The organism is Christensenella sp. MSJ-20 (assembly GCF_044357945.1).
In the GTDB taxonomy this organism is placed as follows: domain Bacteria; phylum Bacillota; class Clostridia; order Christensenellales; family QAND01; genus QAND01.
The window spans coordinates 1,501,338-1,520,954 of record NZ_CP076563.1 but is presented as its reverse complement, the minus strand read 5'-3'; the positions used below and the strand labels follow the sequence as shown (position 1 = coordinate 1,520,954).

The window sequence follows — 19,617 nt, the reverse complement described above, 5'->3', positions numbered from 1 at the left end:
TTTTATATATTATATCAGATTTAGGAGGGATCCCCATGGATGCCATCGAATGCATTTTGAAAAGGGCCAGCGTCCGCAAATACCAGGACCGTCCAGTAGAACGGGAACTCATTGAAAAGCTGCTGCTCTGCGGCTTCCACGCCCCTACCGCGGGAAACAGCCGGGCCTGGCAGTTTGTTGTGGTACAAAATCGGGATACCCTTGCGCGGATGTCCCTGGCCGCTCCCGGGCATGCCTGTTTAAAGGGCGCTTCCCTGGCCATCGTGGCCTGTGTGGACTGGAAAAAGGACCAGCGCCCCGTTCACGACAACAGCGAGCATGGAGTGGCGGCTGCCTGCGAGAACATCCTGCTGGCCGCCCATGGCCTTGGGTTGGGCGGCGTATGGCTTGCCAGCTATCCCCGGCCCCAGGTAATGGATTATCTTCGCGAGCTGCTGTCCATTCCCAGCGATGTGGATCCCTATGCGGTGCTATCCCTGGGCTATCCCGACGAGTCCCCCGCCCCTAAGGGCCTATATGAGCCGGACGCCGTTCATTTTGAAGCCTACTAGCCCCCTTTATCCGGGGAGAAGGCACAGGGCAACGCCGCTTAAGAACAGGACCAGGCCCAGGCACCCCGAAAGCAGCTTTTCCCGGGAGAGCCAGCGAAACAGCACGGTAAACAGTTGGTAAAAGCATGGGATTAAAATCACGGGCGGCAGAATCATCCCCAGAATGCCGGTGGCAAAGCTCAGGCAATAGGCAGGCCAATGGCGGGGCCCCTTGGGCTCATACGCGGGATGGAACAAGATACCAAATCCCCAGGTGATGGATACCCCCAGCGCGACGATGCCCGCCAGCAGCGGTGGATCCACGGTCACCATGGATCCCATGGCATAGCCGCCCAGGGCAAACGCCATGCATCCGATACCTAGGGATAGGAGCGCCCGGGACGGCGGCTCCGTCCCATCGGGCAGGGCTCCGCTGAGCTGCGGCATGGCGGCGGCGCAGAGGCAAAACAGCAGCATATGATAGAATGACACCCTTTTCCACCTCCGCCAATCGTTTTCCCTCTATGCATATGCAGCCGCCGGTTCCGGCAGACAAAGAAATATTGCCTTGTAGTGGATTTGATGTTAAGATAACCTTAGTGTCTTTCTAAATAGGAGGTGCTGCTCTTGGAGATCCAGGAAAACAGCCCCAAAAAGAAAAACAAAAAAATTATATTTAACCTATTATATATCGGTTTGACCCTGGGCATTATCGTCGGTTATGGTTTCCTCAATCCCGAGTTAAAGGGCGTTTTGGGCGTCCTCAGCGGACTGTCCCCCATGTGGATTCTCATCGCAGTCTGCGCTATTTTTGTGTATTGGGGTATGAGCACCGCCAGCCTACATCTGTTCGTACGGGGGGTTGGAGAACGTATTTCCTTCCGCCACGCTGTAAAGGTGACCATGATCGGCTGCTATTACAGTGCCATCACCCCCTTTGCCTCGGGCGGGCAGCCCGTACAGGTCATGTATCTGAAGCGGGATGGGATTCCTGTGGGCAAAAGCACTTGCGTGTTTTCCCTGAAGTTTGTGGTATTTCAGCTCACCATGTGCCTGTATTTCACCGTCGGCATGATCCTTCGCGGCGCCTACTATAAGGCTCAGCATCCCCAGATCTTCTATCTCACCATTCTGGGAATCGTGATCAATGCCGGCCTGATGCTGCTGGTACTGTTCGTGGTAATCAACAAGGTGAAGACCATGATGTTTACCACCCGGGTCATCAATTTCCTGGCCAGGATCAAACTCATCAAGCGGCCGGAACAGGCGCTGTTGGCGGCCACCAAAACGCTGGATGAGTTCCATAGCAGCAGCGATTATCTGCGGCACAACCGGGGCATGATGCTCATGGGTCTTTTGTACAGCATCTTGGAGATGGGCGCTTACTTCTTCATCACCTATTGCGTGTATCGTGCCCTGGGTATGCAGGGCTCCAGCCCCATCAACATCATCTTCCTGCAATCCTTCCTGTACCTGACGGTTTCCTTTGTTCCTCTGCCGGGAGCAGCCCTTGCCAGCGAGGGTGGGTTCTTCCTGTTCTTCAGCATGTTGTTCCCCGGTACCCAGCTCATCTATGTGGCCACCCTTATGTGGCGGCTCTTCACCTACTATTCCAACCTGTTGGTGGGAGCGGGGTTCGTCCTGGTGGACAGTCTCACCAGCGTCTTCAAAAAGAAGGATAAGCTGCCCAATGGCACCGTATAAAGAGAAAAGCAAGAGCCGATGGAGTTTCCATCGGCTCTTTTTTTATCAAGTACCGGCCCGGCCTCAGCCGGCGGCCATGTCCTGCAATATGCGCTCCCGCGCCTGTTGGACGTCGGCAAAACTCTCCCTATGGCCCAATAAACAGCAATAGGCCTCGCTCCAATCCACAAGGGTGTACGCCCCAGGCTTTATCCGTGCAATGACCCGATGGCATTCCTGGCTCCAGGGCCGGTAGCGCAGGTCCGAAAGATAGCCGCAGCCAACCTCCTGATGCAGGTATTCCAGCAGTCCCCTCTTTTCACCATCCTCCACCGATTTCCACCCTCCGCTCCATCCCTGGTTTTTCTAGAGACCATCCTCGGCTTCTGTTCAAAGCTTTCCCCTGTATACTAGCATATTTGCCCACCGAATGTCTATATTTGTATGCATAGGCCCCGGCCTTCTTCCATAGAATAGGCTCAAGAGGGATCGCCATGGTAGACGCCGAAGTGGTAGGCAACATCATACGAACATTGCGGGAAGAAAGGGGCCTCTCCCAAGAGGTTCTAAGCGGCTTTGCCGCCATTGGAAGAACCCACCTCAGTATGATCGAACGGGGGGAGCGCAAGCCAACCCTGGAAACCATCTTCCGTCTAGCCAGCGCACTCTCCATGCGGCCCAGCCAATTGGTGCAGGAGATCGAAACCGCTCTAGGGGAGCGCATCCCCTCTTCCCAAAAACATGAACCAGAACATTAGAATTAAAAACGCGGAAGGAATACATTCCTTCCGCGTTTTTAATTCTTTTTTTCTTTTTACCTTATGGAATCGCTCTCTCAGCCAGCTTCCTGAACCGCTACGGCCACGGCAACGGTGGCGCCCACCATGGGGTTGTTGCCCATGCCGATCAGGCCCATCATCTCCACATGGGCGGGCACGGAGGAGGAACCGGCAAACTGGGCGTCGGAATGCATCCGGCCCATGGTATCGGTCATGCCGTAGGAGGCAGGGCCAGCAGCCATGTTATCGGGATGCAGGGTACGACCGGTGCCGCCGCCGGAGGCCACAGAGAAGTATTTCACGCCGTTCTCCACGGCCCACTTCTTATAGGTGCCCGCCACGGGGTGCTGGAACCGGGTGGGGTTGGTGGAGTTACCGGTGATGGATACATCCACGCCCTCGGCCTTCATGATGGCCACGCCCTCGTTGACGTCGTCAGCGCCATAGCAGCGGATCTTGGCCCGCTCGCCCTGGGAAAAGGGCTTCTCCATGACAATTTTAAGTTCTCCGGTATACTGGTTGTACTCGGTCTCCACATAGGTAAAGCCGTTGATGCGGCTGATGACATAAGCGGCATCTTTGCCCAGGCCGTTGAGGATAACCTTCAAGGACTCGCTGCGGACCTTGTCAGCGGTCCGGGCGATGCCGATGGCGCCTTCCGCGGCGGCAAAGGACTCATGGCCGGCCAGGAAGCAGAAGCACTTGGTCTCCTCCCGAAGCAGCATGGCGCCCAGGTTGCCATGGCCCAGACCCACCTGGCGCTGATCGGCCACGGAACCGGGAATACAGAAGGCCTGGAGCCCGATACCGATGGCCTCGGCGGCGGAAGCGGCATCCTTAGCGCCTTTCTTGATGGCGATGGCCGCGCCCAGGGTATAGGCCCAGATGGCGTTCTCAAAGCAGATATTCTGAATGCCGCGGACGATGGCGTCCACGTCGATACCCTTGCTGGTGCAAATAGCCTTGGCGTCCTCCAGATCAGCGATGCCGTATTCCTTCATACAGGCTTCGATCTGGGCAATGCGCCGTTCATATCCTTCGAAGCGAATCATAGTCGTATCCTCCTTACTCGTGACGCGGGTCGATGACCTTCACGGCTTCATTGAAGCGGCCATAGACAGCGGTATGCTTCTTAAAGGCTTCCACGGGGTCTGCACCCTTTTTGATCTCCTCAAGATAGGGGCCCACCTTCAAGAACTTATAGCCAATGATCTCGTTGCCCTCGTCCAGGCCCAGCTCCAGCACATAGCCCTCGGCCAGCTCCAGATACCGGGGCCCCTTGGCCACGGTGGAGTAGGTGGTGCCCACCTGGCTCCGAAGACCCTTGCCCAGATCCTCCAGGCCGGCGCCCACGGGAAGGCCGTTCTCGGAGAAAGCGGTCTGGGTGCGGCCGTACACGATCTGCAGGAACAGCTCCCGCATGGCGGTGTTGATGGCGTCGCAGACCAAGTCGGAGTTCAGAGCCTCGAGGATGGTCTTGCCGGCCAGGATCTCGGCGGCCATGGCGGCGCTGTGGGTCATGCCCGAGCAGCCGATGGTCTCCACCAGAGCCTCCTGGATGATCCCCTCTTTAACGTTCAGGGTCAGCTTGCAGGCGCCCTGCTGGGGTGCGCACCAGCCGATGCCGTGGGTCAGACCGCTGATGTCACGAATCTCCTTGGATTTTACCCATTTGCCCTCCTCGGGGATGGGGGCCGGATCGTGCTTCGCGCCCTTGCATACGCAACACATCTGCTCCACTTCGTGTGAATATTGCATGATTGCTCCTCCTTCTGTGGATGATCATTGTGAAAAATTTGCTCTTATTATATCATACTTATTCGGTTATCCACCATATTTTTATGGTATTTTTACGTGCAACCCTTGTCCACAGAGCCTTCTTCCCTTGTTTAACCCGATGAACTATGGTATAAAATACTTACTATATTTTACGGAAATACGGTGGTAGCATGGCAGAATTGCATTTTTCCGACCGGATGGAGGGCGTCAGCGGCAGCGCCATTCGGGAGATTTTCAAGATCGTACAAAAGGGGAACGTCATCTCCTTCGCAGGGGGGAACCCCAATCCTAAGACCTTCCCCCAGGAGGCGCTGGCGGACATCAGCGCCCGGATCTTAAGGGACAACGGCGCCGTGATTTTGCAGTACGGGCAAACCGAGGGCTGGGCTCCTTTGTATGAGTCCATTTGGCAGGTGCTAAAGCCCCGGGGCATCAACCCCATCGAGGGCGGCATTCTGCCTCTCACCGGCTCTAGCCAGGGTATCGAGCTGTTTACCAAGCTGATGATCAACCCCGGCGATGTGATTCTAGCGGAAGCTCCCACCTTTTTGGGCGCGCTTCAGACCTTTTTCTCCTATCAGGCCAACGTCATCGGTGTAAAGATGGATGACAACGGCATGGACATGGAGGACCTGGAGCGGAAGATCAAGGCCCACCATCCCAAGTTCATCTATACCATTCCCACGTTCCAGAACCCCACCGGCGTCTGTCTGAGCAACGACCGCCGCCAGCGGATGGCGGAACTGGCCGCGCAGTACGGGGTGTTTATTTTGGAGGATGACCCCTATTGCGAGCTGCGGTACCTGGGAGATCCCCAGCCCTCCATCATGAGCTTCGATCAAAAGGGCCTGGTCATCCATCTTATGACCTTCAGCAAGACCGTATCCCCCGGCCTGCGTCTGGGCGCCGCCGTTGGCAATCCAACGGTGATCCGCAAGATGGTGGTGGCAAAGCAGGGCGCTGACGTTCACACCGCCAATCTCAATCAGGCCATGGTGGACGCCTATATCCGGGAAGGGCATTATTTTAATCATGTTCGGGAGATCCTTCCCTCCTACAAGGCCCAGATGGAGGCCATGCTGGACATGTTCTCCCTCTTCCCCCCGGAGATCTCCTATACCAGGCCCTCCGGAGGCCTGTTTATCTGGGTGGAGCTTCCGGAAGGGCAGGACGCGCAGGCCATGTTAGAGAAGGCCGTGGAAGCGGGCGTCGCCTATGTCCCCGGTCAGCACTTCTATGCCAAGGATCCCAAGCCCAACACCATGCGGCTGAACTTCTCCGCTTCCACTCCGGAACAGATCCGAAAAGGCATGGAGATCCTCGCCAACCTGCTGAAGACCAGCCGGTAGCGAGGGCATTCCATCAAATATTCCGAGGTGTAATACAATGAATGCATTTGATATTCTGACCGAGCGGGGCTTTATTAAGCAGGTAAGCCATCCCGAGATCAAAGATCGGCTAGCTGAGGGCCCCGTCACCTTCTACAACGGATTTGACCCCACCGCCGACAGCCTCCATATCGGCCACTTCATTCCTCTTATGGCCATGGCGCACCTCCAGCGGGCCGGCCACCGTCCCATCGTGCTGGTGGGAGGCGGTACCTGCATGATCGGGGACCCTTCCGGCAAGACCGATATGCGCCAGATGATGACCCGGGAACGCATCGCCCATAACGCCGACTGTCTCAAGGAGCAGATGAAGAAGTTTATGGACTTCTCCCCCGGCAAGGCCATTATGGTGGACAATGCCGATTGGCTTTTGAACCTCAATTATGTGGAGTTTATTCGGGACATCGGCGTCCATTTTTCCGTAAACCGCATGCTGACCGCCGAGTGCTACAAGCAGCGGATGGAGCGGGGTCTCACCTTTTTGGAGTTTAACTATATGCTGATGCAGAGCTACGATTTCCTGCATCTGTACAAGGAATACGGCTGCACCCTTCAGACCGGAGGGGACGACCAGTGGAGCAACATCCTTTCGGGGGCGGATCTGATCCGGCGGAAAGAGCAAAAGGAGGCCTTTGCCCTCACCTTCCCCCTCCTCACCACCTCTGACGGAACCAAGATGGGCAAAACCGTAAAGGGCGCCCTATGGCTGGACCGGGAGAAAACCAGCCCCTATGAGTTCTATCAGTACTGGCGGAATATCGAGGATGCCAGCGTGGAGAAGTGCCTGGCCCTCCTGACCTTTTTACCCATGGACGAGGTTCGGCGGCTGGGGGCCCTTCGGGATCAGGAGATCAATGAGGCCAAAAAGGTTCTGGCCTTTGAAATTACCAAGCTGATTCACAGCGAGCAGGACGCCATGGAAGCTCAGGCCGCCAGCGAAGCCCTCTTTGGCGGTGGCTCCGACCTTTCCAATATGCCCACTACCCTGGTGGAAGCTGGGGAGATGGAGGAAAAAACCCTGACCGACGCATTGGTCCTAACCGGCCTGGCCAAAAGCCGCGGGGATGCCCGTCGGCTGGTAGAGGGGGGCGGCGTCTACCTGGACGACGTAAAGATGTCCGATCCCTTCGCGCCCCTGCCTACCCAGCGCCTTGGGGATGGCATCATCCTCCGCAAGGGGAAGAAATCCTTCCACCGGCTGTTGCAGAAATGACGCCATGACGGGATACCGGACGGTGGAACGGGAAAGCCGAATTGAGCTTGTGGAGCGGAAAAGCCGCTTCATCGGCTGGTGTTTTCCCATCGCTTCTGAAGAGGAGGCTCTTGCCCATCTATCTCGCATCCGGAAGCAGCATCATGACGCAAGCCACAACTGCTGGGCCTACCGGCTCACCCCCAATGGGAGCGTAGCACGGTACAGCGATGATGGGGAGCCGGGCGGCACCGCCGGGATGCCCATCTTAAACGCCATCACCGGGCGGGAGCTCACCGATGTGCTGGTGATCGTAACCCGATACTTCGGCGGCATCCTGTTGGGGGCCGGCGGATTGACCCGAACCTATGGGAAATCGGCGGGGATGGCCCTTGAGGAGGCCGGTTTGATCCAAATGCTGCCGGGCGTAGCCCTCACCATCGTTGTAAGCTACGCCATGTATGGAAAGATCGGAGCGCTGTTAGCCCACCCCGGCTTGCGGGTCCAGGACACCCGGTTTGAGGCGGACGTGTCCATCGAGGGAACGCTGAGGCTGGAGGAATACCCGGGATTTGAGCGGGATCTGGCCGATGCCACCGATGGTACCGCCCAACTGACGAGGGGAAAAGAGCTGCTCTTTCCCTTCTAAGAAAAGGAACCGGACCGCCATCGTCCATAAAACCATCGAGACCAGCGGCACCTTTGATAGCGGTCGGTGGGCTGGATCATCTTCCATGGCCTGTTGGACTGGGCGTATCTCGCCTATTTTGTGATAGAATAAGAATTGTACGTTGCCCAATCAGTAAAGGCGCTGCTTTCCAGGCTGGGCGAAATCCTGTTTTCATTTGAGCCAGCGGGTTCAATTTGATTTTTTTACGCATTACCAGAAGGGGGAAATCGTTATGACGCTAAAGATCATCGCAAGCGAAAACACAAAGAAAAAGCCGGAAGGCCCTCTTGGCTTTGGCCGGTATTTTACCGATCACATGTTCATGATGAACTACAAGGAGGGCAAGGGCTGGCACGACGCCCGTATTGTGCCCTACCAGCCCCTGTGCCTGGATCCTGCCGCCATGGTGTTTCACTATGGTCAGGCCATCTTCGAGGGGTTGAAGGTATACCGCAATCCCGATGGGGAGCTTCAGTTCTTCCGCATCATGGACAATTTGAACCGCTTTAACCGCAGCGCTGACCGGCTCTGCATCCCCAACATCGACACCGAATTCGTGCTGGGCTGCATCAAACAGCTGGTGGAGCTGGATAAAGCCTGGGTTCCCACCGAGTACGGCCAGTCCCTATATGTCCGGCCCTTTGCCATCGCCGCCGATCCCTTCCTGGGGGTAAAGGTGGCGGAGAGCTACATCTTTATGGTGATCCTCTCCCCCGTAGCCAACTACTACGCCGAGGGCATCCATCCCGTAAAGATTCTGGTGGAAAATGAATACGTTCGCTCGGTGCGGGGTGGCATGGGCTTCGCCAAGGCCGCCGGCAACTACGCCTGTTCCCTCATCGCTGACGCCACCGCCAAGAAATATGGCTGCAGCCAGGTTCTTTGGCTGGACGGCGTAGAGCGGAAATACATCGAGGAGGTGGGCAGCATGAACATCCTCTTCGTCATAGACGGAAAGCTGGTAACCCCCTCTTTGGACGGCAGCATTCTGGCTGGCATCACCCGGGACAGCATCCTAAAGCTGGCCTCCTCCATGGGCATCCCCGTGGAGGAGCGGAAGATCTCCATCCAGGAGGTAGCTGAAGCCCATGCGAAGGGCACGCTCAGCGAGGTATTCGGCGCCGGTACCGCCGCCGTTGTCTCCCCTGTGGGTACCCTCATCTGGGAGGGCAAGGAATATACCATCGGGGATGGCGGCATCGGTCCCGTCACCCAGAAGCTATACGATGAGCTCACCGGTATTCAGTACGGTGTAAAGCCCGATCCCATGGGCTGGATCACCAAGCTGTAACGATAAACGCAAAAATAAATAAATACCAAGATCAGGGGGCAGTAAATTGCTGTCCCCTGATTTCATATGGTTAAATTTACAAATGAAAAACAATGTTCAACTAGAAAACCTCCCATTGTATGCTGGGAGGTTTTCTTTACGTCTAGATCCCCCGGGCTAGCGCCTCCATATGACGGTCGTCGGTGCCGCAGCAGCCGCCCCAGATGCGGAAATCGCAGAGATCCCGAAGGGACAGCATCTCCCGGGCAAGATCGTCTGGGGCTGTGGTCATCGGCGCTTCGGAGGTTTCCAGTTCCTCCGGCGGAAGAGGGGAGGCATTGGCCTGAAGCCCCATAAATCGTCGAACCACCAGGGGATCCCGGTTAAAGGGCTGGGAAAGCGCCTCCCGAACCAGCGAGGGATGAACGCAGTTTGCCAGATAGCATAGGGGCCGGGGCCGTGCGCCCTCCTCAATGGCCGCGATGGCCTCCCGCATGGGAACCCCATCCAGGAGGCGGCCATCCCGGCGAATCATGAAGCTTATAAGGTAGGGAAGACCGGTGGCCCCCATAGCACGGGCCATGCCCAAAGCCTCGGGCAGGGTGGGCATGATGCCTGCGTACAGGAACTCCACTCCGGAACCGGCCAGGGCTGCCGCCTGCCAGCTATGAAACCGCTGGGCCTCTTGGGCCGATAACCCCTGATCCCCCCGATAGGCATCACCCCGGCAGCCCATAAGTCCGCCGATGTACATTTCCCCCGGCGATTTCTCCCGTAGCGCCTTTAAAAACCCTACGTTGTCCCGGAACAGGTCCGGGCCAAAGGACGCGCGCTCCATCCGCTCCCAGTTGGCCCTGCGGGTGGGGGTGGTGGCCAAAAAGGGCAGGCCATGGCAGCGGGCGATTTCCACATACTGGGACCAAAGTGCCCCAAGGGCTTCCCGGCCCTGCTCGGTTCGCACCAGCGGCGCCATAACGACCTCCTCATGAAAGGAAATTCCGTATTCCTGCTTCAGCCTGGTTCCCAGCGCCCCTTCCATGAGCATCCCCCGGCAGCCAGCGACCCTTCGGGAAAGCTCCATAGCCCTCCCCCCTCTCTTTTGCGGCAGTGTAGCACCTTCCCCATAAAATGTCCATAGCAGGGGGATTTCCCCATGGATTCCAGCCCATGGACGGGACAAGCTGTGTTGCCTAAGGTTGTCAATACTGGTATAATGGTCTGTAAGCTATGGGCTGTATGCACTGCCCACAACCCTCATACCGGAGGTATTTCATGAAGCGGATCAAAAGCGTCTTTACCATAGGATTGGCCATACTTGCCCTGATGGTGATGGGGATTCCTGCCCTCCCCGCCCAGGCGGCCGCCGACATCACCGTTTCCGTAACCGCCAGCCCTGCCGAGATGACTGGCGCGGGCTCCACCAACGTCACCGTTACCGTGGGTGCCAACGTAGGGGTGGAAAACATCGCCCTTGCGGGGCCCGGCATCTCCTCCCCTGTCAACCTGGGCAACCTGGACGAGGGGCAGAGCACCAACCACACCGTTACCGTCAGCCTCTCCGCCGAGGAATTGGGCGCTCCTTTGACCTATATCGTCACCTACATGGTGGGCGGAGAATCCCGCAGCGCTTCCGGCGCCGTTACCGTCAAGAAAAAGGGCGGCAATCCCAAACTGAACCTCACCGTTACTTCCGATAAAAAAGCTGTGGAGCCGGGAGAAAAGGTCACCTTTACCTACACCGTTCAGAACGGCGGCGATGTGGATCTGACCGATATCACCATCAAGGATACCGCTGTGGTTTCCGGTAACATCGCATCCGGCCTGGCTCTATCCCCTGGCCAGAACCAACAATACACCAAGACCGTTACGGTGAATGAGGACATCACCTCCTCCCCTACCGCCACCTATACCGCCCAGGGTACCGGAGGCACCGCTTCCGCTACCCCTATTAAGATTACCGCCAGCACCCCCTCTCTTTCCATCACCGCCAAGGCCGATCAAGACGCTGTGGATCAGGGAGCAGAGGTTAACTTTACCATCACCCTAAAAAACACCAGCGCCGTGGCCATCAATGGTATCACGGTGAAGGATGACGCAGGCAACGAGGTTCGGAAGGACATCAGCCTAAACCCCAACGCCTCCACCAATATCAGCTATAAAACCACCGTGGCTGAAAGCCATAACTACTACTTTGTGGCGGAATTTCCCGCCGGAGGCAGTACCAAATCCGAGCAATCTGCCGAGGTACCCATCACGGTATCCGGCTCCTTCCTGTTCAGCATGACCGTTACTCCCATAAACCAGAATCCCGAGATTCCTGGAGACGTGGAATTCAAAATCACTTTGACGGCAGATGGCAGCATCACCCTAAAGGATATCGTCATTACTGAAGCCAAGCTGGGCCAGATAGAGACCCTTGCCGAACTGGCGCCTGGCACCCGGGAGATCACCAAAACCCTGCGCATTGAAGAGGCCGGCAACTACCTCTTCTCGGCCATCGCCAAGGATGAGGCCGGCACCGCCTATACCGCCTCCTCCCTGCCCGTGGCACTGGGGGTTGCGGCAGGAGACCCCAGCACCATCAATCCCTCCGAGGGAGGGGATGCCTTGGGAACCTTCTTTAAGGTGCTGATCATCATTGTCATCCTCATCGTTGTGGCCGCTGTTGCCCTAGTGATCCTCATGGTCATCGACAAAAAGAAACGGGCTCAGCGTGCTATGGCCCGCGGCGGACGGCCCGGCATCGGCGGAGGCCCCGGTGGCAACCGGCCCAATGGACGGGATATGGGTCCCCGGCCCGGTGGTTCCCGCCCCCGCATGACCGCCGATGGCATGCCCATGGATGGCAGCAACACCGCTACCCGCCGTATCCAGCGGGTGGTGACCCCCGAGTCCGCTCAGGAACAGCTCCGGGCCAGTCGGGGCGGTCCCATTCCCCGCAGTTCTCTCCCCAACGTCCAAGAGGACGAGGATAGCATGAAGGTATATCGGCCCAGCCGCCGGCCCTACGAGGGCGGCTCCTCCTACCACCTGGATGATCCTGAGATCGCCGCCCGGCTGGAAGCAGCCCGGAAGCGCCGGTTTGAGGTTTCTCCCGAGGAGGCCCAGCGGCTGTCCACCGGCGCCATCGCAGGTGCAGCAGCAGAGTCCCTCTTAGAGGCAGAGACCCCGCCGGAAAATGGAACGGCGCCGGTTTCCGATTCCTTTACCCCTGAGGATCTGCCCTCGCAGGATCCCTTTGCCCATGATCGGCCCCGCCGGGCCTTTGGCCAGGTGATCGAGGAAGCGGAGCGGGTGCATTCCACTCCCTCCATCGATGATGAGACCGAAACCGTTTCCGTCAGAGGTCGGAGCCGGGGACGGCGCTTGGTGGAGGACGACCTCAGCCCCGACGCTCCTTCCTTAGACGATGTGCTGGTGGATGAGGACCAGGAGGAATACGAGGACGAGGCTCCCCGGAGCAAGCGCGGCTTGTTTGGACGCAAGCCCCGTAGGCGGGACGACCTGGACGATCTCTTTGCCGATGAAGAGGAGGTTTCTCCCCGTGCCAGCCGGCAGCGGACTCCCCGGAATCGAGGACGAGAGGAGGATTTCTTCTCCCCGGAGGACGATTTTAACGACGGGAACCATGGCCAAAGGGAAGGCGGTTCCGCCCCCTCCATGGATGAATTCTCCTATGCTCCCCGCAGGAGGAACCGCAAATAACACCGTAATACGCGAAAGCCCGGAGACGGGCTTTCGCTATGGCTTTACATGATCCTTACCAACGAATCCATTATTTTTTAGGAGGGCACCATGACAGATCAAAAGCAACTCTGCGTCAGCGCCATCCGGGTGGTATCCGCCGAGGCCATTCAAAAGGCAAATAGCGGGCATCCCGGCATCGTCCTGGGGGCGGCTCCCATGGCTTTCGAGCTTTTTTCGGGCCATCTGCGCCATGATCCCGCCTGCCCCGACTGGCCCAACCGGGACCGGTTTATCCTATCGGCGGGCCACGGCAGCATGCTGCTCTACTCCCTGCTCCATCTCTTTGGCTACGGCCTTACCATGGAGGACCTAAAGTCCTTTCGGCAGCTGGATAGCCTCACTCCCGGCCATCCCGAATACGGCCATACCGTAGGAGTGGAGGCCACCACCGGTCCTCTGGGCCAGGGCGTTTCCATGGCAGTGGGCATGGCCATGGCTGAAGCCCATCTGGCCGCCGTATTCAATCGAGATGGCTTTGATCTGGTGGACCACTACACCTACGCTCTGGTGGGCGACGGCTGCATGATGGAGGGTATCTCCTCCGAGGCGGCTTCCCTAGCCGGCACCCAGCAGCTTCATAAGCTCATCGTCCTGTATGACCGGAACCGGATCAGCATCGAGGGAAATACCGCTACCTCTTTCAATGAGGATGTGCCCGCCCGGTATCGTGCCTATGGCTGGCAGGTAATCGAGGTGGCGGACGGCGAAAACATGGACGCCATTGGGCAGGCTATCCAAGCCGCTAAGGAGTCCAAAGAGCGACCCACCCTCATCGTGGTGGATACCAAGATTGGCGCCAAGAGCCCCTTGGAGGGGAGTGAAAAAACCCACGGCGAGCCTTTGGGCGCCGATAACATCAAAGCCCTGAAGGAAGCGCTTGACTATTATCCCGACCGGGAGTTCTACATCCCCCAGGAGGCCTATGGGTACGTGGAAACCGCGCTGGCCGATAGCCGCGCCGCCCGGAGCAGTTGGGACGCCTTGTTGGCTCAATACAAAAAAGCCCTTCCCGACATGGGTAATCTGTGGGATACCTATCATACCCAGAACCCTGCCCAGCTTGTCGATGTGGAAGCCGTTGCCGCAAAGCTCACCGCCACCGCTACTCGGAGCAGCTCCGGCCAGGTGCTCAACGCCATTGCGCCCATGGTGCCCCAGCTTATGGGCGGTAGCGCCGATCTTGCCCCCAGCAATAAGACCGTGTTGGAGGGAGAAGGGTATTTCTCCCCTGCCGACCGGGCAGGCCGCAACATCCACTTTGGCGTTCGGGAGCATGCCATGGCCGCCATCGCCAACGGGATGGCCCTCCATGGCGGCGTAGTGCCCTATGTGGCCACCTTCCTGGTGTTCAGCGATTATCTCCGCCACAGCGTCCGTCTTTCCGCTCTTATGCATCAGCGAGTGCTGTACATCCTGACCCATGACAGCATCGGCGTAGGCGAAGACGGCCCCACTCATCAGCCCATTGAACACATCGCCTCTTTCCGGGCCATGCCGGGGGTATCGGTCTTCCGTCCCGCCGACGGCAAGGAAACCGCCGCCGCCTATCTCTACGGCCTGGGCCACAATGGCCCGACCCTCATGGCCCTGTCCCGTCAGAACCTGCCCCTTTACGAGGGATCCTCCATCGAGGCAGCCCAGAAGGGCGGCTATGTGATCTATGGCCCGGGAAATACCCCCGACGCCATCCTCATCGCCACCGGCAGCGAGGTGGACATCGCCATCCAAGCCGCCAAGGCTCTGGAGGAAAAAGGCAAGGCCGTTCGGGTGGTTAGCATGCCCAGCATGGACGTGTTTGAGGAGCAGGACGCCACCTATAAGGAATCCGTGCTGCCTTCCACGGTGCGGGCGCGGGTGGTCGTAGAGGTCGGCACCACCTTCGGCTGGCACAAGTACGCTGGAGACGCCGGGGAGATCATCGGCATCGATCGGTTTGGCGCCAGCGCCCCTGGGGACAAGCTCTTTGAGGTCTTCGGCTTCACCGTAGACCATCTAGTTGAGGCGCTCAATCGGGTTATGGCAAAATAACCCCATTTTAACCATTGACATTATGGGCATATGCACTATACTAATTATGTGCATATGCCCATAATTTTTTGGAGGAACCCATGGCAAGGAATGTGAAATGCAGGCGAATCTGCCGGGAGCCGGCCCATCGGGTGTTTTCTCCCGATTCGGGAGGAGAGCAGACGGTCACCATACAGGTGGACGCGTTAGAGGCCCTTCGGCTCTGCGATCTGGAGGGGCTTGACCAGGATGCCGCCGCCCAGCAGATGGGGGTATCCCGGGGGACGTTCCAGCGGATTCTCTATGCCGCCCGAAAGAGCGTGGCCCAGGCCCTATGGGATGGTGCCAGCATCCGGATCCAAGGGGGCAGTTACGCCGTGGAGGAACGCCCCTGCGGCCAAGGCCACGGCTGTTCCCGTTGTCCCTTCCACGAGTCCTCCATCCATCAAGAGAAAGAGAAGTGAGTTTCCATGGAAAACTGTACCCATGACTGCAGCTCCTGCGGCGAAAACTGCCCCTCCCGGAGCGAGCCCGAAAGCATGCTGTTTCCGCCCCATGAGCTGAGCAGTGTAAAACACGTCATTGGCGTGGTCAGCGGCAAAGGAGGCGTGGGCAAGTCTCTGGTCACCTCCCTGATGGCGGTAGCCATGAACAAAGCGGGGCACCGCACCGGCATCCTGGATGCAGACGTAACCGGCCCCTCCATCCCCAAGGTATTTGGCGTCCATGAGCAGGCCGTTGGCAGCGAATACGGCATCTATCCCGTCAAGAGCCGCCGGGATATCCAGCTCATGTCGGTAAACCTGATGCTGGAGAACGAAACCGATCCCGTCGCTTGGCGCGGTCCTCTTATCGCCGGGGTGGTAAAGCAGTTTTGGAGCGATACCGTCTGGATGGATGTGGACTATCTGTTTGTGGATATGCCTCCGGGAACTGGCGACGTCCCCCTTACGGTGTTCCAGTCCTTGCCCCTGGACGGGATCATCATCGTCACCTCCCCCCAGGATCTGGTTTCCATGATTGTGGAAAAGGCGGTAAATATGGCCCGTCTTATGAACGTACCCATCCTGGGCATGGTGGAAAACATGAGCTATCTTCTCTGTCCCGACTGTGGCAAGCGCATCTCTGTCTTTGGCGAGAGCAAGGCGGAAGCGGTCGCACAGAAATACGGCGTAGCCCTCTTGGGCCAGATCCCCGTAGATCCGGCCATCGCCAGCGCCTGTGATGCAGGAGAGATTGAAACGCTGGACGCCCCCTGGCTCAAACGGGCTGTGGACGCGCTGGAAGCATTATAAGAGAAAGGACGCAAGCAACATGAAAAAGATTGCAGTTACCACCGAAAACGGTGAAATCTATCAGCATTTTGGCAAAACCCAGTGCTTTACCCTTTATACCATAGAGGATGGCAAAGTGGCCGATAAAAAGCTTTTGGACACCTCAGACAGCGGACACAGCGCCCTGGCTGGAGTGCTCAAGCAGGCCGGAGCGGAGCTTCTCATCTGCGGCGGCATTGGCCAAGGCGCCCGGGACGCTCTCAGCGAAGCGGGTATCCAACTCATCGCCGGCGCCTCCGGCAGCGTAGACGCCGCCGTGGAAGCCTATCTTGCCGGAAACCTCACGGACAATCCTGCCGGCCAATGCGATCACCATCACGGGGAAGCGCATCACTGCCACCATTAACCGAGTGGTGCCCGGAGCCTTGCCGTGGAAATAGATTTTATGATTTAAAATCGTTAATGCCAACGGTGCGGCGTTATGCTTAAGAAACGAAGCCTTTGTTCTGAGCAAGAGTAACGCAGGCCGTGACTGCAAAGCAGGCGTCTGTTCCCCGTGTAACACCCCGCAACCGCGTAGCGGTTGCAAAATGGGTGCAGGCTCAGCCTGCCGACCGCGAAGCGGTTGCAACAGGGATGCGGCCACTGCCCGCCTGCCCGCCTGGTTTCAGAAAGAGCCCGGTACCAACCGTGACGGTACCGGGCTCTTTGTGCTATCATAGGGTTGGAATGTTGTTCCAATTCAAATATGTGTAAAGGAGTTTCGCCCATGCCCATGGTTAACAGCGTCACCAAGATGACAGACCGCATTTACCGCATCACCGAACTGGGCTCCATCCACCGCTATTTGGTGCTGGGAAACGAAAAAGCCCTCTTGATCGACACCGGCTACGGCTTTGAGGATATCCGGCCCATGATCCGGGAAATCACCTCCCTACCCCTTTTAGTAGCCAACACCCACGGGCACAGCGATCATTGTTTCGGCAACTACTATTTTGCCGAAGCCTATTTGAATCCTAAGGATCTGCCAGGGCTTTTGGCCGGCTATACCCGGGAAGCCAAGGAAAAGATCATCGAGTACCGCATTCGGAAGAATCCCTGGTTTAAAGATGTGCTGGATCAGGACACCTATTTTGCCCAGAACCTAAACCATGTAACACATCTGCCCTTGGTGGAGAACGACGTACTGGACCTTGGGGGCGTCACCCTTCGAGCCATCGAGGTGCCGGGCCATTCCGTAGGCTCTGTAGCTCTGTACAGTCCAGAACTTCGCAGTCTCTTTGGGGGGGACAGCGTCAACAGCCATCCCATCTGGTATGTAGGAAGCTTCGACCAAACCCTGCCCCTTTCGGTATTCTTGCAATCCCTTCGCCGTTTGCAGGGGATGAACCTGGATTTTGACGCCATCTATCCCGGCCATGGCAACTCCCCCATAGGCCCGGAGGTGCTGGATCAGCTCATCGGCTGTATCCTGGATCTGAACCAGCGGGATGAAGGGGATGAACCCATCGAAAACAGCGGCATGGTGGGCCGTCAGCATCGTTTTGAAAACGTCTGCATCATCTACTCCCCGGAGCATCTCAAGGCGCTGCGGGATAGCTTACGCTAAGGAGGAAAAATCTTATGCTTGAACGGGTTAAACTGGGCAATACCGGCCTGGACGTAAACCGCATCTGCCTCGGAGGAGGTTCCTTTGGCGGCTCCACCGCTCCGGAGCTGGTGATCAACCAACTGGATTATTTCCGCTCCCTGGGGGGCATCTTCCTGGACACCGCCCTGGTGTATTGCGACTGGCTGAAGATCGAGCGGTCCAGCTCTGAAAAGCTCATCGGCAAATGGTTCCGCGAGCGGGGCTGCCGCCATGAGTTCACCCTATCGGCCAAGGGCTGCCACGCCAAGATCATCACCCCTACCGGCAACATGCTCACCTGCCCAAAGACCGAACCCCAGCTGCACCGGGCCGATATCATCGCCGATATTGAGGAGTCCCTCGGCTATCTTCAGACCGATTACATCGACATTTTCACCCTCCACAACGACAACGAAACCGTGGAGGTGGGAGAGATTCTGGAGACCTTGGAGGAGCAGAAGAAGAGGGGCGTAATCCGGGCCTATGGATGCAGCAACTGGCGGGTAGTCCGGCAGCGGGAAGCCTACGACTACGCCAAAGCCCACGGGTTATCCGGCTTTATCACGGATCAGATCTCCTGGTGCCTCAATGTCTTTGCGGAGGGCGCCAACGGCCTTCGTTCCGACGCCTATATGGACGACCGCGCCTATGCCTTCCACCGGGAAACCCAGATCCCCGTCATGGCCTACGCCGCCAACGGCCGCGCCTATTTCCACCGCTTGGCCAACGGGATGGAGGTACCGGAGCATGAGCACCGGGAGTACGACTGTCCCACCAACCAGGCGCTTTTAGAGGTGCTGAAGGAGGCTGCCCGAGAAACCGGCGCTGAGGTAAACACCATCGTCATCAAATATCTGCTGCTGGAGCACGGGTTCCAGGTCATTCCCACCGTGGGGATCAAGACGCCCCGGGAGCTGGACATCTGTCTGGCAGCCCTTCACTATGATCTGCCCCAGGAGTATGAGGACCGCATCCGGGCTTTGCGGCCGCTGGGATAACAGCGCCACTTTACAGAGGGACGAACGCCATACCGTTCGAAGGAAACGGGCAAGAAAGGGAGAACGCCATGAATCCTTTTATGAAAGCGGCCCTTATGGCCGGAATGGAATCCCTCCAATCGGGTCATGGCGGGCCTTTCGGCGCGGCGGTGGTTCGGGATGGAAAAATCGTTGCTGTCAGCGGCAACCGGGTGTATGAAACCCAGGATCCAACCATGCACGCAGAGGTGGCGGCCATCCGCCTGGCGGCGGAGCGGCTGGGTACCCGGGATCTATCGGGCTGCACCCTGTACAGCACCTCCGAACCCTGCCCCATGTGCCTTTGCGCCGCCTATTGGGCCAAAATCACCCGCGTATGCTATGGCTGCAGCCGGCAGGACGCCCTTATAAGCGGCTTCCACGATAAGCTTCTGTACGACATGCTGGAGCATCCGGAAAAGCAGCCGTTGCTCTCCGTAGAGCAGATGGATCGGGAGGCGTGCCAAGCGCTGTTTGACAGGTATTTGGAGGCAAAAAAGCGGGGATAACCCGGCTTTCCATCCCCCATTTGAGGACATCGACGATCCATCGGGTGGGGCTGTTTGGCTCCCTTCCAAGCCGGCGCCGCCCTTTTGGCGGATCGGATAAGACCGCAAGAGCAAAAGAACCGCCTGGGGCTTCCCCGGCGGTT

The 19,617-nt window shown here is 57.9% G+C and carries 20 protein-coding genes; 15 read left to right on the top strand and 5 right to left on the bottom strand.

Annotation, left to right across the window (positions count from 1 at the left end):
• Window positions 1-35: 35 nt before the first annotated feature.
• Window positions 36-551 (top strand): nitroreductase family protein, encoded by a 516-nt coding sequence (locus KP626_RS07730; protein ID WP_395976426.1) that lies wholly within the window; start codon window positions 36-38, stop codon window positions 549-551.
• A 6-nt stretch (window positions 552-557) separates the two neighbouring features.
• On the opposite strand, the gene KP626_RS07725 is transcribed toward KP626_RS07730, so the two are convergent.
• A complete protein-coding gene (locus KP626_RS07725; RefSeq protein ID WP_395976424.1) occupies window positions 558-1,022 on the bottom strand; it encodes a hypothetical protein in 465 nt (154 codons plus the stop codon).
• Between the two features lie 135 nt (window positions 1,023-1,157).
• On the opposite strand from KP626_RS07725, the gene KP626_RS07720 reads away from it, so the two are divergent.
• Entirely contained in the window at window positions 1,158-2,234 is a 1,077-nt protein-coding gene (locus KP626_RS07720; RefSeq protein WP_395976422.1) for a YbhN family protein, read from the top strand.
• A 63-nt stretch (window positions 2,235-2,297) separates the two neighbouring features.
• Here KP626_RS07720 and KP626_RS07715 read toward each other — a convergent pair whose 3' ends face one another.
• Entirely contained in the window at window positions 2,298-2,546 is a 249-nt protein-coding gene (locus KP626_RS07715; protein ID WP_395976420.1) for a hypothetical protein, read from the bottom strand.
• A gap of 161 nt (window positions 2,547-2,707) precedes the next feature.
• Here KP626_RS07715 and KP626_RS07710 point away from each other — a divergent pair, with 161 nt between their 5' ends.
• Window positions 2,708-2,971, top strand: a complete 264-nt coding sequence (locus KP626_RS07710) for a helix-turn-helix domain-containing protein (RefSeq protein WP_395976418.1) — start codon at window positions 2,708-2,710, stop codon at window positions 2,969-2,971.
• A 77-nt stretch (window positions 2,972-3,048) separates the two neighbouring features.
• Here the strand turns inward: KP626_RS07710 and KP626_RS07705 are convergent, their stop codons facing one another.
• Window positions 3,049-4,044, bottom strand: coding sequence for a GGGtGRT protein (locus tag KP626_RS07705; RefSeq protein ID WP_395976416.1), 996 nt, complete (start codon window positions 4,042-4,044; stop codon window positions 3,049-3,051).
• A gap of 13 nt (window positions 4,045-4,057) precedes the next feature.
• On the bottom strand, window positions 4,058-4,750 hold the full coding sequence (locus KP626_RS07700; RefSeq protein ID WP_395976414.1) for an iron-sulfur cluster assembly scaffold protein: 693 nt from the start codon (window positions 4,748-4,750) through the stop codon (window positions 4,058-4,060).
• 191 nt (window positions 4,751-4,941) lie between these two features.
• Here KP626_RS07700 and KP626_RS07695 point away from each other — a divergent pair, with 191 nt between their 5' ends.
• The 4 genes from KP626_RS07695 (at window position 4,942) to KP626_RS07680 (ending at window position 9,312) form a co-directional block, all read left to right on the top strand.
• Window positions 4,942-6,120: a PLP-dependent aminotransferase family protein gene (locus KP626_RS07695; protein WP_395976411.1), complete on the top strand. Its 1,179-nt coding sequence runs from the start codon at window positions 4,942-4,944 to the stop codon at window positions 6,118-6,120.
• Between the two features lie 37 nt (window positions 6,121-6,157).
• Window positions 6,158-7,372, top strand: a complete 1,215-nt coding sequence (tyrS, locus tag KP626_RS07690) for a tyrosine--tRNA ligase (protein WP_395976408.1) — start codon at window positions 6,158-6,160, stop codon at window positions 7,370-7,372.
• Window positions 7,373-7,376: 4 nt separating this feature from the next.
• The gene (locus KP626_RS07685; RefSeq protein WP_395976406.1) at window positions 7,377-8,000 is read left to right on the top strand and encodes an IMPACT family protein; all 624 of its coding nucleotides are present in this window, start codon (window positions 7,377-7,379) and stop codon (window positions 7,998-8,000) included.
• Window positions 8,001-8,253: 253 nt separating this feature from the next.
• The gene (locus tag KP626_RS07680) at window positions 8,254-9,312 is read left to right on the top strand and encodes a branched-chain amino acid aminotransferase (protein WP_395976404.1); all 1,059 of its coding nucleotides are present in this window, start codon (window positions 8,254-8,256) and stop codon (window positions 9,310-9,312) included.
• Window positions 9,313-9,454: 142 nt separating this feature from the next.
• On the opposite strand, the gene KP626_RS07675 is transcribed toward KP626_RS07680, so the two are convergent.
• On the bottom strand, window positions 9,455-10,372 hold the full coding sequence (locus KP626_RS07675) for a homocysteine S-methyltransferase family protein (RefSeq protein WP_395976402.1): 918 nt from the start codon (window positions 10,370-10,372) through the stop codon (window positions 9,455-9,457).
• Between the two features lie 191 nt (window positions 10,373-10,563).
• Between KP626_RS07675 and KP626_RS07670 the strand changes: the two genes are divergently transcribed.
• From KP626_RS07670 to KP626_RS07635, 8 genes are all read left to right on the top strand, one after another.
• Complete coding sequence (locus KP626_RS07670; protein WP_395976400.1) at window positions 10,564-12,996, top strand: hypothetical protein; 2,433 nt, start codon at window positions 10,564-10,566, stop codon at window positions 12,994-12,996.
• Window positions 12,997-13,086: 90 nt separating this feature from the next.
• Entirely contained in the window at window positions 13,087-15,066 is a 1,980-nt protein-coding gene (tkt, locus tag KP626_RS07665) for a transketolase (RefSeq protein WP_395976398.1), read from the top strand.
• An 80-nt stretch (window positions 15,067-15,146) separates the two neighbouring features.
• Window positions 15,147-15,509 carry a DUF134 domain-containing protein gene (locus KP626_RS07660; RefSeq protein ID WP_395976396.1) on the top strand — a complete coding sequence of 121 codons (363 nt, stop codon included), beginning with the start codon at window positions 15,147-15,149 and terminating at the stop codon, window positions 15,507-15,509.
• Window positions 15,510-15,515: 6 nt separating this feature from the next.
• Entirely contained in the window at window positions 15,516-16,340 is an 825-nt protein-coding gene (locus tag KP626_RS07655) for a P-loop NTPase (protein ID WP_395976394.1), read from the top strand.
• A 19-nt stretch (window positions 16,341-16,359) separates the two neighbouring features.
• On the top strand, window positions 16,360-16,725 hold the full coding sequence (locus KP626_RS07650; RefSeq protein ID WP_395976392.1) for a NifB/NifX family molybdenum-iron cluster-binding protein: 366 nt from the start codon (window positions 16,360-16,362) through the stop codon (window positions 16,723-16,725).
• A 363-nt stretch (window positions 16,726-17,088) separates the two neighbouring features.
• A complete protein-coding gene (locus KP626_RS07645) occupies window positions 17,089-17,928 on the top strand; it encodes an MBL fold metallo-hydrolase (protein WP_395976390.1) in 840 nt (279 codons plus the stop codon).
• Window positions 17,929-17,942: 14 nt separating this feature from the next.
• A complete protein-coding gene (locus KP626_RS07640; protein WP_395976388.1) occupies window positions 17,943-18,947 on the top strand; it encodes an aldo/keto reductase in 1,005 nt (334 codons plus the stop codon).
• Window positions 18,948-19,015: 68 nt separating this feature from the next.
• The gene (locus KP626_RS07635; protein ID WP_395976386.1) at window positions 19,016-19,474 is read left to right on the top strand and encodes a nucleoside deaminase; all 459 of its coding nucleotides are present in this window, start codon (window positions 19,016-19,018) and stop codon (window positions 19,472-19,474) included.
• Window positions 19,475-19,617 lie beyond the last annotated feature (143 nt).

What these genes read in the sequence shown, in the direction of transcription:
- KP626_RS07680 (WP_395976404.1), top strand. Translation starts at nt 8,254, where the DNA reads ATGACGCTAAAGATCATCGCAAGCGAAAACACAAAGAAAAAGCCGGAA.
- KP626_RS07675 (WP_395976402.1), bottom strand. Translation starts at nt 10,372, where the DNA reads ATGGAGCTTTCCCGAAGGGTCGCTGGCTGCCGGGGGATGCTCATGGAA.
- KP626_RS07700 (WP_395976414.1), bottom strand. Translation starts at nt 4,750, where the DNA reads ATGCAATATTCACACGAAGTGGAGCAGATGTGTTGCGTATGCAAGGGC.
- KP626_RS07650 (WP_395976392.1), top strand. Translation starts at nt 16,360, where the DNA reads ATGAAAAAGATTGCAGTTACCACCGAAAACGGTGAAATCTATCAGCAT.
- KP626_RS07730 (WP_395976426.1), top strand. Translation starts at nt 36, where the DNA reads ATGGATGCCATCGAATGCATTTTGAAAAGGGCCAGCGTCCGCAAATAC.
- KP626_RS07685 (WP_395976406.1), top strand. Translation starts at nt 7,377, where the DNA reads ATGACGGGATACCGGACGGTGGAACGGGAAAGCCGAATTGAGCTTGTG.
- KP626_RS07660 (WP_395976396.1), top strand. Translation starts at nt 15,147, where the DNA reads ATGGCAAGGAATGTGAAATGCAGGCGAATCTGCCGGGAGCCGGCCCAT.
- KP626_RS07710 (WP_395976418.1), top strand. Translation starts at nt 2,708, where the DNA reads ATGGTAGACGCCGAAGTGGTAGGCAACATCATACGAACATTGCGGGAA.
- KP626_RS07695 (WP_395976411.1), top strand. Translation starts at nt 4,942, where the DNA reads ATGGCAGAATTGCATTTTTCCGACCGGATGGAGGGCGTCAGCGGCAGC.
- KP626_RS07635 (WP_395976386.1), top strand. Translation starts at nt 19,016, where the DNA reads ATGAATCCTTTTATGAAAGCGGCCCTTATGGCCGGAATGGAATCCCTC.
- KP626_RS07705 (WP_395976416.1), bottom strand. Translation starts at nt 4,044, where the DNA reads ATGATTCGCTTCGAAGGATATGAACGGCGCATTGCCCAGATCGAAGCC.
- tyrS (WP_395976408.1), top strand. Translation starts at nt 6,158, where the DNA reads ATGAATGCATTTGATATTCTGACCGAGCGGGGCTTTATTAAGCAGGTA.
- KP626_RS07640 (WP_395976388.1), top strand. Translation starts at nt 17,943, where the DNA reads ATGCTTGAACGGGTTAAACTGGGCAATACCGGCCTGGACGTAAACCGC.
- KP626_RS07655 (WP_395976394.1), top strand. Translation starts at nt 15,516, where the DNA reads ATGGAAAACTGTACCCATGACTGCAGCTCCTGCGGCGAAAACTGCCCC.
- tkt (WP_395976398.1), top strand. Translation starts at nt 13,087, where the DNA reads ATGACAGATCAAAAGCAACTCTGCGTCAGCGCCATCCGGGTGGTATCC.
- KP626_RS07645 (WP_395976390.1), top strand. Translation starts at nt 17,089, where the DNA reads ATGCCCATGGTTAACAGCGTCACCAAGATGACAGACCGCATTTACCGC.
- KP626_RS07670 (WP_395976400.1), top strand. Translation starts at nt 10,564, where the DNA reads ATGAAGCGGATCAAAAGCGTCTTTACCATAGGATTGGCCATACTTGCC.